Origin of the sequence: Stratiformator vulcanicus (assembly GCF_007744515.1) — a bacterium.
Classification (GTDB): domain Bacteria; phylum Planctomycetota; class Planctomycetia; order Planctomycetales; family Planctomycetaceae; genus Stratiformator; species Stratiformator vulcanicus.
Window position 1 is genome coordinate 4,204,777 of record NZ_CP036268.1, and the last position, 13,820, is coordinate 4,218,596.

Sequence of the window (13,820 nt, forward strand, 5' to 3'; positions counted from 1 at the left end):
CGGAACTTAGCTCGATACCGCCGATTGTGACCAGTTCAGTTTTCTAAACGTTCGGCATCAGCCAGTTTCGAACCGCGATTGCGACCGCATCTTGACACGACGCTCAGCTATCTGACCGTCTGAATCCATTTCCCCAGAATTGCGGCGGCGACATCCGGATTGTCACGGACGGTGTCCTGCAGCCTGTCGCGCTCCGTCGGTTCCATGGAAATTTCTTCGTCCGAAGGCATAACATCCGCTTTTTTCGCGAGCGTCGTCTCCGGATCGTCGAGATCCTCTTCGTCGTCCGCACTCAGCTGCTCTCGCGGCAATCCGCGGGTGACCGAGAACAAGGCCCACAATCCGATGATTGTCAGGATGGCGGGAGCCCCCCACTCTCGCAGCAATTCGGCCAGCGTCGCCGTAATGGGGACCGAAATCACCGGCTGGACGCTGTCAATTCGAGTGATCGACGCGACATGCACGGCCGTCTCGGGTGACCCGGCCGGTATTAATTGTTGGACCTGCTTCTGAACCTTCGACTCTTCTTCCGACTTGATCTGCTGAACCGACGCCAGAAAGGCCTGTTTCTCGGCGTCTGTCGTGCCGGCGGTCAGACCGCGGCGCGCGGCGATATTTTCGTAGTATACTTCCGGAATGGAGATCGAGACCTGAACGGCTTCGGGCATCGCCGAGAGCAATTTCTTCTCTGTGACCTGAAACGACGGCACGACGCGTGCGAGCGTGTCTCCCTCTTCGGTCTTGCTCGACTTCGTCGGACGCTGCTGCGTATCGAGCGAGCGGGGCTGATTGTTCTGCACACCCGGCTCGGCTTCGGTCGGAAACTCATTCGATTGCACGGCGCGGGTCACTTCTCGTGAAGCGACGGTCACCGTCTGCTTCGCGTCAACCGACTGTTCCCGAACGATTTGCGACTTCACGTTTTCCACGTCGACGTTAACCGTGACGAGGACTTCGGGTATGTAAGACAGCGCCGAGGCGATCTTATCCTGATACACCCTTGTGTGCTGCTCGATCCAACCGATGACCTTCGCATTAAACGGATCGCCCTCACGGTCGCCGGTATAGGCGGTTGCCGTGGATTGGTCGAATACCGTGACGTCCTCGGGCTTTAAATTGGGAATCATACTCGCGACGGCCGCACGCACGCTCCGCACGACGTTCGGCCTGAGGTCGTGATTGCGTTTCGGACGCAAAGTGACGGTTGCGGTGACTTTCTCTCGCCGGTCGGGCCACTGAAAAGCCCGCGAACGCGCCCAGTGGACGCTCGCGTCGTCGATCTCGGGCACGGCACGAAGAACGGTTCGCAACTCCTTCTGGAGTGCGACGTCTTTCATGGCCTGCAACTGCTCGCGACTGGTGAACATGCTCGACTTTTCGAGTTGCTTTTCAAATTCTGACATTGATTGCGATGGGAGGTTTCCGTCGACGAGCAGTGCTGCGTTATATTTTTCAACCTGTGCCGACGGGACCATTAACCGCTGTCCCTTGCGATGGAAGTCGTCCAGCCCGGCCTCAATTAAGGTTTGCTCGGCATTAACCAATTCATCGGTCGTAAAGACTTTTCCCCAAGACAGCGCGACATACGATCCCGAGTACCCGCTATAGACGAGCGCGCCGAACGACACGAGCAACGCGACCGGCACGGCGATCAACGTCAACCGCTGACTGGTCGACATCTTGCCGAACAACTCCGCGATCTGCTGCCACGTTTTTTTTAATGAGTCCATCGCTGCTATTCCTACGTCACGCCGACATTGATCTCGTCGCGGGGTGAATCCGCCAGCTTACCGATCGCAACTCGCACTAATTCGGAGCCCGCGATCGTGTTCGATATTCACATCCGCAATTGTTTGACTTCGTTGAATGCGTCGACCAGCTTGTTTCGCACTTGTAGCATCATGCGTGTGGCGAGATCGGCCTTTCTGAAAGCGGTCAAGGCTTCGACCTGAGTCACGTCTCCACCTGCAAGGTGGACTTTCATGGCCTGGTCAGCTGTGTGATGCATTCCGTCGATCTGCTGCACGGCCTCGTAAAGCATTTTGTCGAACCCCGGAGAATCAGCCGGTCGACCGATCGCAGGCGTCAGGCCGGCCGGGCCGTCCGCTGGTGTCATCGGAAGTCCGATGGACGGCACGTTGCCACCGCTGATCGTTCCGCTCAATGCCGAGATCGGATTCATCAGTCACGTGCCCTCTTGCAACAGGTCTTCAACGGAAACCGAGAGCCGGTCAATCGTGATGGGGAGGGGCGACGAACATTCGCACGCCCGGATGGCTCTCCGGATGGTATAGATAATTAATTGTCAGGCGATGATTCGCAGACCCGTTTGAGCCATTTGTTTGCTCATTTCGATCGCAACGACGTTGGCTTCATAAGCGCGGGCTGCTTCAACCGCGTTGACGAACTCGGTGACGAGATTAATGTTCGGATAGGAGACGTAGCCTTCGGCGTCGGCATCGGGATGCCCCGGTTCGAGCACTTTGCGCACCGGATTGGAATCGTCGATGTTGACCCGATAGTTTACCGCGGTGCCACCCGGATCATCCGGTCGCCCCGCCGCTTCGAAAGCCACGTACCGACGTTGGTAAGCCGTCTTGTTTCCGTCGGCATCGCGGGTCGTCTCGGCATTGGCGATGTTGGCGGAGATTGTGTTCATCCGCTGCCGCTGTGCGACAAGGGCGGAGGTGCTGACGTCGATGGAGCGGAGCATTTAATGATCAGTGTCCGTTGGGAAGTGTATTGGTGGAAGGCAATTTTACGTCGAACAATGCCACTCAAGACCACCGCGAAACCATCGGCCATTCGTTATGGCCGTTCCGCGATCACCGACTGCAGCAAACCTGCTTGCGCCGACATTAATTCGACGGCGAAGGTTTGCAACATGCTGTTCTTGGTCATCTCCATTACTTCGCGTTCAATGCTGCGATTGTTTCCGTCCTGAAATGTAACGTTCGGCGGCGCGATCTCTCGCGGTCGGTTTAATTCCGGTGAGAATAGCTCCGTCAGAGACGGCGTCGAGAGTCCGACTTGTCCCAATGAGGGCGTGGTGTCGCGGCCTGTCGAGAGCGCAGCCTGAAGGGCATTTTGAAAACCGGCGACATCGAGATCGCGCGTTTTATAATTCGGCGTATCGATATTCGCAACGTTTCCCGCGAGCACTTCATGCCGACGCTCGGCGAACGAGGCCACATGCTCGAGGAGCTGCATCGATTCGCCGGTCAGCCCGAACGACATATTCCGCCCTCCTTGTAATCGTTAGCCCGTTTCATAGTCGATTGAGCTCGAAAATCAGCCAATCCACAGACGATTTCGACGCGACTTGTAAGAAATACAAGAAGAGAGCTTTGTCACCTCAGGAGCAATGAAGACCAATTTGGCGGTCCGCGGAGTGACCGACTGGTTTAACGATCGATATCAAGAACGCGACGCTGCTCGGCGGCGTCTTCGTCTCGATAGGCGACACTCACGGCCCCACCGCTGCGGACTTCGGCAAGCTGTCGCTCGGTGCGTCCGCGATCAGTCGAAAGGCGATTGAGGTCTTCGGAGTGCCTCAAGTCGAGCCGGCTCAGTTCGTCCTCCATCCGCGCAAGTAGATCTTCACATTCCGTTCGCTGGCCGGGCGGCAGATCGTCCCGCTCGTTCTTCCAACGGCTGACCAGATCAGACTCACGACTAATCGCAGCGAAGCGATCGAGCCACCGCTGCTTATCGGTCAAGACAGCGACGAGCTGTTGATAGTCCGCGTCGCCAATAGCTTGCGTCTGTCGTTCTTGGAGCGCGGTGATTTGCGCACAGCACTCATACCGTTGGCGAATAGCGTCGACGAGGTCATCCATCGTTTTATTTCCCTGAAGTGATCGGTCAATGGCCGTCTCTGAAGGCAAGCGAGTCACACGTTGACGGTCGCCCGCGTTTAAGTGCTGAGGCGATCGAGCCAGCTCTCCCATTGAGGACGGTCCAATACAGTGAGCGGGGAGTCGAACGATTCGGGCGGAAGCCGTTTTAAGACGACTCGTGCCTGTTCGATGATCGAGCGGGCATTGATGTCCTGCCCGGCTGCACGATACGCCTGAGCCATTCGAACGTAGGCGAGCAGGATGCGTGGATCGTTCGGGTAGCGATTGAGTGCCCGCGTGTAGGTCTCGACGGTCTGATCGAGTGGCCCTAATTCAAATCGGACGTGCCCGGCTTCAAAGATGGCCGTCGCGAGCAGTTCCTTGCCATGGGACGTCAGCCGGTCTCGCTCTTCCAACGGAATTAACGACCGCGTCACCTGATCGACAACCGTCGCGGCACGCTCTAACACCGCGATCCGCTGACGCGCAAGTTCCTGACGAAGGTTTTCGGTTTCCGCCGTTTTTTGCCGCTTGGCAATCTCATCGGCGCACTGCCGCAGGCCGATCGTCAGGAGGACGCGGGCTTCGGGCACGCGAGCGTCAGCCGAGTAGCGCCGCAAGAATTCGTCGAGCATCGAGTTGGCCCGTTCCAGCCGGTCTTTGCGGGTTGGCAACGCCGATGTATTTGCCGTCGAATTTGAAACGGGCAGGATCGGCACACTGCCGCTGCCGGGTTGAGCAGTGATCGTCTTCGAGTCCGTCGAATCGTCGGGACCGCTGATGATCGCACGTCGGTGGAGGAGCCGCGCAACCGAGAACAGGGCCGACCGCCACTCGGTGGCAGCGGGGGTCAGCTCATCGGCAGTGAGGAGTTCGAGCCAAACCCGCTCGGCATCATCGAGTTGGCCTTTTTCGAGAAGACATTGCCCGTACATCAAGCGGGCGCGGAACGAGACCGGGTCGGTTCGGTGGTTCTCGATGACATCCAGCATCGCCGCTGCGGCTTCGTCGATCCGGTCGAAGTCCATCAGAACTTCGCCTTTGAGCAGCGTTCCGGATGCAGTCAGCCCGAGCGGTTCCTGCTTGAGAAACTGGTCGATGTATGCCAGCGACTCATCGAACGCTCCGCCGCGACGAGTGTCGGTAGCCGCGGTCCACAAAGCCTCCGCGACTCGTTCTTTGTCGTGCAGCGCTTCGGCGATACGTCCGTAGGCGCGTCCACTTTGGCGCCACAACGCATCACGCTCGAGACGCGAATTGCGGCGGGCTGTCATATCCGCTTTCGACGCGATCGCCTCCGCCGCTTCGGCTTCGCGGCGTCGGGTCAATGCAATCAGTTCCAGCGAAGCCGTTTCGCCGAGAACCCGCCGAGACAAATCAGCCAGCGCGACGGCGTCGGCATATTGAGAGTTGTCGACCCACGTTTCCCAAGCTTTGCGGAACGACCGGCGAACATGTTCGACGTCGATCCAACGATTTCGAAACGGGGTTCGTTCGGCGAAACGCTCGACCGCCTCCGCGTACCAGCTCAGCGCTTCCTCTTTGCGTCCGTCGGCTTGGAAGATTTCGGCGATAGCCAGAGAGGAAGCAAACGCCTCGTCGCTTTCGGGATAGGTTCGGGCGGCTCTCTCATACGACTTCACCGCGCGATGTCGCTCTCCGGAGCGCTCGAACGTTCGGCCAGAGAGATAAATGGCGATCGCGTGATTGCCGTAATCGATCGTCAACTTTTCGGAAACCGGATCCAGTAAGCGTCGAGCTTGATCGAGTTCGCCACGTGCAAGGTGGATGCGAGCTTTCAGCACTCTCGTCCGATCGTCTGATTGCTGATCGACCTTCTTTAACAGGTCGTCGGCTTTATCGATGTGTCCGGCAGCCAACTCCGTGCGTGCCGCGAGTCGAACGACGCTGTCATCGACCGTGGAGGTTTCCGACTCAGTCAGTTGATGTGCGAGTTCGATCGCTTCCGCCGGGACGGGGCGGCCGGAGTCGGCGATTTGAATCTCGAGCCACGCCCGCGCGGCATCGCTATGACCTTCGAAATCCGATTTCCGTAGCTCCGACAGCGGTCGCTCGGCTTCGGCGTATCGGCCGAGTTCATAAAGCGACATGCCGTAAGCGTATGCCCACTCGTTTCGACGCGAATCGGTCAACGCTTGCTGTTCTGACTCCTTCAGGTGAACGGCGGCTCGTCGATAGAATCGCAGATGACCGTCGCCCGGTTCGTCCTCGGCAAGTCGAAATGCCGCCACACCGCGGATGAACTCACCGGCGCCGCCGAACGCGGGATGGCGGAATCCGATGTCCTCCAGTTCCTCTGAGATTCGCGCCGCCCGCCGCCACGCCCGGGGCTCATCGGGCCGGTCGATCAACCGCAACGCCGATTCGAGCTGTTCCTCCGGCGTTCGAACATCAGCCGTCAACGTGAACCATCCCAAGACGCCAACGGCGACGCAGAGAGTGGACACGACGGCGATGGCAAGCAGACGGATCGACATGAAGGACAAACCCGACCGGGAGACCCGGTGGAGTCATTGGATGGGAGGAAACGTGATCTAGCCGACCGGAACAGGGGCGCTTCGGCGGCTCTGACTGAGACATGAGCAAAGAGGCAGCGAGCGCATATCGCGCCCGCCGAACGAGGTCAAGGTGAATGCCGCGTCCGGTCAGTCGCTCTACGCGTTGTAGTACGCGCGGTACCACTCGACAAAGCTCTGCACGCCGGTCTCGATCGGCGTCTTCGGCGAGAACCCGACGGCGCTACCGAGGTCGTCCACGCAGGCGAACGTCTGCTCGACATCACCCGGCTGCATCGGCAGCATCGTTTTCGTCGCCGTGCGGCCCAGGTAGCCCTCAAGAACTTCGATCAGCCGCATCAATTCAATCGGCTCATTGTTGCCGATGTTGAACAGCCGGAATGGTCCGGTGCCGGTCGCCGGATCATTTTCGTCAAACGTTTCGCGGCCATCGGGGATGGCATCACACGTTCGGACGACGCCCTCGGCGATGTCGTCGATATAGGTAAAGTCGCGCCGCATCCGACCTTCGTTGAAGACTTCGATCGGCTCTCCGGCGAGAATCGCCTTCGTAAACTTGAACAGCGCCATGTCGGGACGGCCCCAAGGTCCATACACGGTAAAGAATCGCAGGCCCGTCGTCGGTAGTTGGAACAGATGGCTGTAGGAGTGGGCCATCAGTTCGTTGGCCCGCTTTGTGGCCGCGTAGAGACTGACGGGGTGGTCGGCGGGGCCGCGCTCTCGAAACGGGATCGTCCTATTCGCCCCGTAGACGGAGCTCGACGAGGCGTAGACGAGATGGCCGACGTTGCCGTGGCGACAGCCTTCGAGGATGTTCAGAAAGCCGACGAGATTGCTGTCGACGTACGCTTCGGGATCGGTCAGCGAGTACCGCACCCCCGCTTGCGCGGCCAGGTGGATGACGCGATCGAATCGCTCTTCGCGAAACAGGTTCGCGATCACATCACGATCTTCGACCGCGGCTCGCACGAATCGAAATCCGTCATGCTGCCTCAACCGCTGCAGCCTCGCTTCCTTCAACGTCACATCGTAGTACGGACTCAAATTGTCGAGCCCGACCACCTCGACGGGGTCCGACGAGTCGGCACGATCGAGCAGCCGACCGGCCACGTGATAGCCGATAAATCCCGCCGCTCCGGTGACGAGAATCTTCGCCATGCGTGTGTTGCACCTTCCCGAATCGGTCGTCAGTTCGTCGGCCGCGTGTTGAGCAGTCGTCTTTTCATCGGACAATAGCAGCCGACGCACCCAAATTCGACGACGGGCGTGAGGCCGGGCCGCTGAAGCCGAGCGGCTAGAGTAATCAATCTCATCAAGGAAGCGATTCGGTCCCTGCCGCGAGCGCTCGATAGTATTCGGTCGTTCGCGTTAAGCCGGTCAGCAGATCGACCTTTGGTTCCCAGTCGAGCAGTGACTTGGCCTTGCTGATATCGGGGCAGCGTTTTCGCGGGTCGTCGGTCGGCAGCGGGCGAAAGTCGATTTCTGACTTTGACTCAGTCACCTTCAGCGCGGCTTCCGCCAGTTCGATCATCGTGTACTCGGAGGGATTGCCAAGATTCACCGGCCCCGGATCGTGTTCCAAAGCCATCATCCGGAGCATGCCTTCGATCAGATCATCGACAAAGCAGAAGGATCGGGTTTGCTTTCCATCTCCGTAAACGGTGAGCGACTCTCCCCGCAGGGCTTGGTTGACGAAGTTTGAGACGACCCGCCCGTCATTCGGGTCCATCCGCGGGCCGTAGGTATTGAAGATGCGAATGATTCGCACTTCGACGCCATGCGCTTGTGAATAATTCACACACAGCGACTCGGCGACCCGCTTACCCTCGTCGTAGCAGCTTCGCGGACCGAGCGGATTGACGTGTCCCCAGTAGTCTTCGGTTTGCGGATGCACTTCCGGGTCGCCATAGACCTCCGACGTCGAGGCGTGCAGGATCTTGGCATTACAGCGTTTCGCCAACCCGAGAACATTGACCATCCCGACCGTTGACGTCTTGATCGTCTTGATTGGATTCGATTGATAAGCCTCCGGCGAGGCGGGGCAGGCGAGGTTGAAGACCTGCTCGGCATCAATGTAAATCGGCTGCACGATGTCGTGGCGAATGACTTCGAACCGCGGATTGCCAATCAACTTACGGATGTTTGCTTTGCGACCCGTGTAGAAGTTATCGAGACAGATAACTTCGTCGCCACGATCGATAAGGCGTTCGCAGAGATGGCTTCCGAGAAAGCCGGCTCCGCCGGTCACCAGAATACTGGCCATGGTGAAATCGTCGCTCCGACGCGGTGAATTGGGCACTCCGTGAGCGGCGAGACTAACCGGGGCGGAGCGACTTATCAATTTTCGGCTGATACGCAGCTCAATCGAAGATGTAGCGAGGCGTCATGACTCGTCCGGCAGACCGACAAATCGCTGAGGCGATAAAGAGGCTCGCCTCGGAACGCGGGCCGGAGAAAACCTTCTGCCCCTCCGAAGCAGCTCGACGGCTGCGTTCTGACAATTGGAGGGAACTGATGGATGACGTGCGACGCGTTGCCGCCGCCCTGTGTGATGAGGGCCATCTCGTGGCGACACAGCGGGGGACCGTAGTCGACCCACTCACTGCACGAGGGCCGATCCGCTTGCAGCAGCGAGTGGACCGGGGTGAGCAGTGATTGTGATGCGTGTTCGGCCGATTTTGGGCCATAGGTGACCCGATCAGTGGTGTCCCACTCAGGCGATCAACAAGGCAATCTCTCGATCAACCAAATAGTTCCGCAATCGCTTTCCCGCCGTCGGTAATGGGGACTGGGCGATCACCGTCGTAGAGTTCGTGCTCCGGGTCGATGCCGAGGGCAGCGTACATCGTGGCGTGCAGGTCGGGCACGCTAACGGGACGATCGACGATGTTCTTCGCCAGTTCGTCGGTCGTGCCGATCGCCTGTCCGGTTTGGAGTCCGCCTCCGGCCATCAGCACGGAGAAGGCTTCGGATTGGTGTCCGCGTCCGCCGCCGGCATCAAAACCGGGCGGGCGACCGAATTCGGTCCCGACCACGATCAGCGTCTTGTCGAGCAATTGATGGCGTTCAAGATCGAGAACCAACGCTGACAAAGCCGTATCGAGTTCGCGAATTAATTCGTGCTGATTGAGAATCCCTTCGCGGTGGACGTCCCAGCCGGTGCCGTTGACGAAGTTGAGATTGTGTGAGACCTCGATGAACCGCACCCCCGACTGAATCAGCCGTCGCGATAACAGGCAGCGCTGGCCGAACTCCCCGCCGTAGCTGTTACGGAGATCGGCCGACTCACCGTCAAGATCGAACACCTTAGCGAACTCCGGCCCGCCGAGCCGCAGGGCCTCGCCGACGGTCTGGTCATAGTCGGCGACCAAAGAATCGTCCGGGTGGCGCCGGCGATATTCCGCTCGCAACGTGTCGAGCAATTTCTCGCGTCGATCCCAACGGCGATCAGCAATATCGGAAGGACGGGAAAGCCCGGCCGGACCTTTTTTAGTGTCGGTCAGATAGACATAATTCGCCGCCGCTCCGAGAAAGCCCGGCCCGCGGGTCACGTTCGGGTAGCCGATCACCACATACGCCGGAACGCCGTCTCCCGCCGGTCCGCGGACGTGCGAAATGCCCGAGCCGATCGAAGGATAGACGATCGTCCCCGATGTCAGCCGCCCCGTGTGCATGCGATTTGTTGCGGCCGCGTGCTCGTCGACGACATCATGATGGACCGATCGCACCGGAACGAAGCGGTCGTAAATCGCCGCACACTTCGGCATGTGCTCGCAGACTTGAACACCCGGGATCGCGGTGTCGATTGCCGGGTAATAGGAACCCGGCTTCCGCTCCTTCGGATCCCCCAACCGTTTCGGGTCGAAGGTATCGGTGTGCCCGGCGCCGCCGCCGAGCCAAACGTAAATGCAGTGTTCCGCTTTGCCAAGTGAGGAGTGCGATTCGCTCGCAAAGCCCGGTCGGGTGAGCATCGATGTCGATGCCGCGACGGCGGCGGTTTTCAGAAAGTCTCGGCGGTGGTGTGAGGTCATTGTTTGACTCTTGATTGGCGAAGGCCGCGTTTCCTGACAGTCGCGGCTGAACGAGGTTGCCTGTTAGGGCACAATGACAAATTCCGGACTGTTCAGGAGCGACCACAGCACATCTTCGGCTTGCGCTCTCCATTCCGGATCGAGTCGGCTCGACGGAGGGTCGCCCTCGGCGATGACCATCGCCAATTCCTGCTGACGAGTATTCGCCTTCGATCGCAAATGGTTCGACCATGACACCCCGGTGGTCGGATAATCGCGATCAAGCGAGCCGGAGGCCGCGTCCGGTTTGACGCGCGTCTCAAACCCGTCAACCAACACGCGGGAGACAACGGCCCGCTCTTTCTTTGTTGGCAGCCGTGTCAAAATTCGTTGGAAGTACTCGTCGGTGAGCTGCTCCGCCGACTCGGCCTGAAGCGCAAGTCGCGTGAACTCACTATCGTCCGACAACCGAGTGAATCGCCGACCGATGATGCCGGTCGCCAATTGCCCCGCCTGCACGACGTTCGGCGCGGTCTCCCTTTGATTCGCGGGGTCCTGTCGGGCGGCCCGCCAACCGAACGCCGTGAGCAGCGTGACGAATGGCTCGGCCTTCGGCAGTGAGAGGCTGGGGCGATCCCGTTCATTTGACGTCGAGGCGAACTGCCACGCCCGCCCTGGCGACCCGAGATTGATGAAGACATTCGCCGCCTGCGAGCTGTCCGCATCGAAATTCACTTCCCCGGCTTTCAGGAATTTCCCGCTGACCGCGAAGATCGAATCGACGACCTGTTCCGCCGTCATGCGCCGACGAACCGGCCCGTCGAAGTAGAACGGTTCGTAGTCGGCCTCGGGAACGTCCGACGTGGCTTCTCGCTGATATGTCGCGGAGTTCAGGATCAAACGGGCGACGTGTTTTTGATCGTAACCGCTGCGAATCAACTCGCTGGTCAGCCAGTCGAGCAGGGCGGGGTGCGACGGCGCGGCAGCTTCCCAATCGTGGACAGGTTCGACGAACCCGCGACCGAGATACCGCGCCCACAGGCGATTCACGATGACATGGGCGAACCGCTCATTATGAGGCGACGTCACATATGCGGCGAGCTGCTCGCGAGTGTCGTCCGATGTTGTCAATCGTTCGAGATCATCGACCTCGACGGCAAACGATTCGAACGGCCATTCGGGAGCGATTTTGTCGCCGGGAAAGATGGACAGCTCAATCGACGGCGGATTCGGGTCGTCCGCAGCGATCGCCACGCTGCTCGAGGCGGGGACCTTCTGCGACTTGCGGGCGAGCATTGCGGCGACGGAAAACAACTGCCGCTGCGAGAGATCGTGAAACGGCGCGTCATGGCAGCGCGCACATTTCATTTCCAGCCCGAGAAACGCCTGACCGACGACATAAGCCTTTGACGCCATCGGCACGTCGTTCTGCGAAGCCATCTCGAACCCATTGGGGCCGCCGCCGAACCGGCTCCCTTCCATCCGAATCAATTCCGTCGCGAACCGATCGATCGGCTTGTTGTCGCGGAACGACTCGTAAATCCAATAACGAAACGGCCCGGTGTTGTTGAGCGTCGGCTTGAGGATATTCGGATTCTCGGCGAGCACATCCTGCCAGTACCCGACCCAGTGATCGGCCCAGCCGGGATCATCCAGGAACCGATTCACAAGCCGGCTGCGACGCGTCTCGGCGGGATCAGCGAAGTAAGCCGCAATCACTTCTTCGGACGGGATGGTGCCGATCGTGTCGAGCGCCACACGGCGGAGAAATGCCCAGTCATCGATCACTTCGCGAGCTTTGAGCTCCTGCTCGTTCAACTTCGCCGCGATGAAATGGTCGATCGTATTATTCGCCTGGTAACCGGTCGGCAATTCAGGGACGGCCGGCCGTTCTTTCTCGGACCAAACGTCGCGAGCATAGTCGTGTCGGTCGGCCCAGTAGAGTTGTTCTTCACCCCCGACTTCGCGGCGGCGGTCGTCATCGATCTCACGGATCGCCTCGTTCTGTCGCGAGGCGAACGTCATCCAGCCGGCGTCGGTCAACGGAACGGTCGGGCCGTGACCGATCAGTCGAAATTGACCGCCCGCTTGCCGAACGAAGACGCCGGTTTCGCCCAACTCGGGACGCCGATTCTCACCGCCCAGGTAGAGTTCGAGTCGGATGTCATGCTCCTGCCCGTCGCCTTGGTACTCGGCCAGAACTTCATTGTCACCGGTCTGCAATTGCCGCAATCCGGGTTCGTCGAGCAACGCAACATCACGAATCGGATTGTGGCCGCCGCCAAAGATTTTGTGGAACGGTGCTTCCAGCACGAGTTCATTGTCGATCCACAGCCGCGCCCCGTTTCGAGCTCGGATCAACAACTCAAGCGGCCCATCCTCGAGAGTCGCCCGTGTCATCGCGCGGACGGCGAATGCGGATGTTCGGTCAACGCGCAGTGCTTTCGCCGAATACTTGTTCGGCAGCGAAACGAACCCGAGATCGCTCTGCTCATAGATGCGGTCCGGCGTGCGCCAACGGAAATTCCACGTCCGCTCCGTCGGAGCATTCTCGTGAATTTCGACGAGCACGCGATCGGACGGATGCTCGGGCAGGGGGGCCTCGGGAACACTCGCGGCGACCGGATACCGGCGTTTCAATTCCGATTCCGGGAGCAAGCCGCGATGGAGGACCACCTCGTCGATCTCACCGTGGAATGTGCTCGACGCTTTTCCGCCCAATGCGGAGCCGATCCAAAGCTCATCATCGTCCACAACGGGTGGTGCCGAGGTCGGGCCGCCGAGGTCCCATGATCCCTTGGAGATTTGACCATCGACGATGCCGCGGATGCTTTCCGGTTCGCCAAAGCGGTATGAGAGCGCGACGTGATGCCAATCACCATTCGGCCGGAATGTCACGTTCGACTGCCAGCGGTGAAATCGTTCGTCGCTATTTGCGTCGCTGTTGCGGTCACGGAACAGGAATGTGAGTGCGGCTCGCCCCTTTTTGCCGGTGAGCCGGAGGGCATAGTTGAGGTTGTCTCGGCCGAATTTCGACCCGGCCGAGTAGGTCGTCCGCCCTTTGCTGACGATGTGCATGTGCTGCCCGTCCTTGACCGAACCGGGGCGCACCCAAGCTTCAATCGTGATCGCGTCGCCGTTGTCAAAATCGAGCGGGCTGTCGGGACCAGTGTCACTGACCCGCGCATAGCCCGAACCGCCTGAGATCGACAGCACGCGTCCCTCGGAGCGGAGCAGTCGCGGCATGTCGCGCAGCGAGCGATGCTTCGCGGTCCCTTCGAGCCGCACGTCGGCTGCGTCGTCATCGAACGACCAGCGGACGATCTTGGCCGACGCCGGTGATGCCGAGAACATCAACCCCAGCAAAACCCCGCAAATTGCGGCTGATCTGAGCATATTGCTGCGGAACGCGAACTGCATGGGTAATTCTCTCC

At 59.6% G+C, this 13,820-nt stretch carries 11 protein-coding genes; 1 reads left to right on the top strand and 10 read right to left on the bottom strand.

Features of this window, described 5'->3' with window-relative positions; all coding sequences use genetic code 11:
* Window positions 1-107 precede the first annotated feature (107 nt).
* From Pan189_RS16745 to Pan189_RS16780, 8 genes are all read right to left on the bottom strand, one after another.
* Window positions 108-1,730, bottom strand: coding sequence for a hypothetical protein (locus Pan189_RS16745; RefSeq protein ID WP_145365223.1), 1,623 nt, complete (start codon window positions 1,728-1,730; stop codon window positions 108-110).
* Between the two features lie 107 nt (window positions 1,731-1,837).
* Complete coding sequence (gene fliE / locus Pan189_RS16750; RefSeq protein WP_310820670.1) at window positions 1,838-2,182, bottom strand: flagellar hook-basal body complex protein FliE; 345 nt, start codon at window positions 2,180-2,182, stop codon at window positions 1,838-1,840.
* A 123-nt stretch (window positions 2,183-2,305) separates the two neighbouring features.
* Entirely contained in the window at window positions 2,306-2,713 is a 408-nt protein-coding gene (flgC, locus tag Pan189_RS16755) for a flagellar basal body rod protein FlgC (RefSeq protein ID WP_145365225.1), read from the bottom strand.
* A 95-nt stretch (window positions 2,714-2,808) separates the two neighbouring features.
* Entirely contained in the window at window positions 2,809-3,237 is a 429-nt protein-coding gene (gene flgB, locus Pan189_RS16760) for a flagellar basal body rod protein FlgB (RefSeq protein WP_145365226.1), read from the bottom strand.
* A gap of 167 nt (window positions 3,238-3,404) precedes the next feature.
* Window positions 3,405-3,839 carry a hypothetical protein gene (locus Pan189_RS16765; RefSeq protein WP_145365227.1) on the bottom strand — a complete coding sequence of 145 codons (435 nt, stop codon included), beginning with the start codon at window positions 3,837-3,839 and terminating at the stop codon, window positions 3,405-3,407.
* A gap of 77 nt (window positions 3,840-3,916) precedes the next feature.
* On the bottom strand, window positions 3,917-6,337 hold the full coding sequence (locus Pan189_RS16770) for a tetratricopeptide repeat protein (protein WP_145365228.1): 2,421 nt from the start codon (window positions 6,335-6,337) through the stop codon (window positions 3,917-3,919).
* Between the two features lie 177 nt (window positions 6,338-6,514).
* Window positions 6,515-7,534, bottom strand: coding sequence for an NAD-dependent epimerase (locus tag Pan189_RS16775; protein WP_145365229.1), 1,020 nt, complete (start codon window positions 7,532-7,534; stop codon window positions 6,515-6,517).
* 154 nt (window positions 7,535-7,688) lie between these two features.
* On the bottom strand, window positions 7,689-8,639 hold the full coding sequence (locus Pan189_RS16780; RefSeq protein WP_145365231.1) for a UDP-glucuronic acid decarboxylase family protein: 951 nt from the start codon (window positions 8,637-8,639) through the stop codon (window positions 7,689-7,691).
* A gap of 122 nt (window positions 8,640-8,761) precedes the next feature.
* Here Pan189_RS16780 and Pan189_RS16785 point away from each other — a divergent pair, with 122 nt between their 5' ends.
* Window positions 8,762-9,031, top strand: a complete 270-nt coding sequence (locus Pan189_RS16785) for a DUF3253 domain-containing protein (protein ID WP_145365233.1) — start codon at window positions 8,762-8,764, stop codon at window positions 9,029-9,031.
* Between the two features lie 86 nt (window positions 9,032-9,117).
* On the opposite strand, the gene Pan189_RS16790 is transcribed toward Pan189_RS16785, so the two are convergent.
* Together Pan189_RS16790 and Pan189_RS16795 are read right to left on the bottom strand one after the other, a co-directional pair.
* Window positions 9,118-10,407 carry a DUF1501 domain-containing protein gene (locus Pan189_RS16790; protein WP_145365235.1) on the bottom strand — a complete coding sequence of 430 codons (1,290 nt, stop codon included), beginning with the start codon at window positions 10,405-10,407 and terminating at the stop codon, window positions 9,118-9,120.
* A gap of 63 nt (window positions 10,408-10,470) precedes the next feature.
* A complete protein-coding gene (locus Pan189_RS16795) occupies window positions 10,471-13,806 on the bottom strand; it encodes a DUF1553 domain-containing protein (RefSeq protein ID WP_145365237.1) in 3,336 nt (1,111 codons plus the stop codon).
* Window positions 13,807-13,820: the final 14 nt, after the last annotated feature.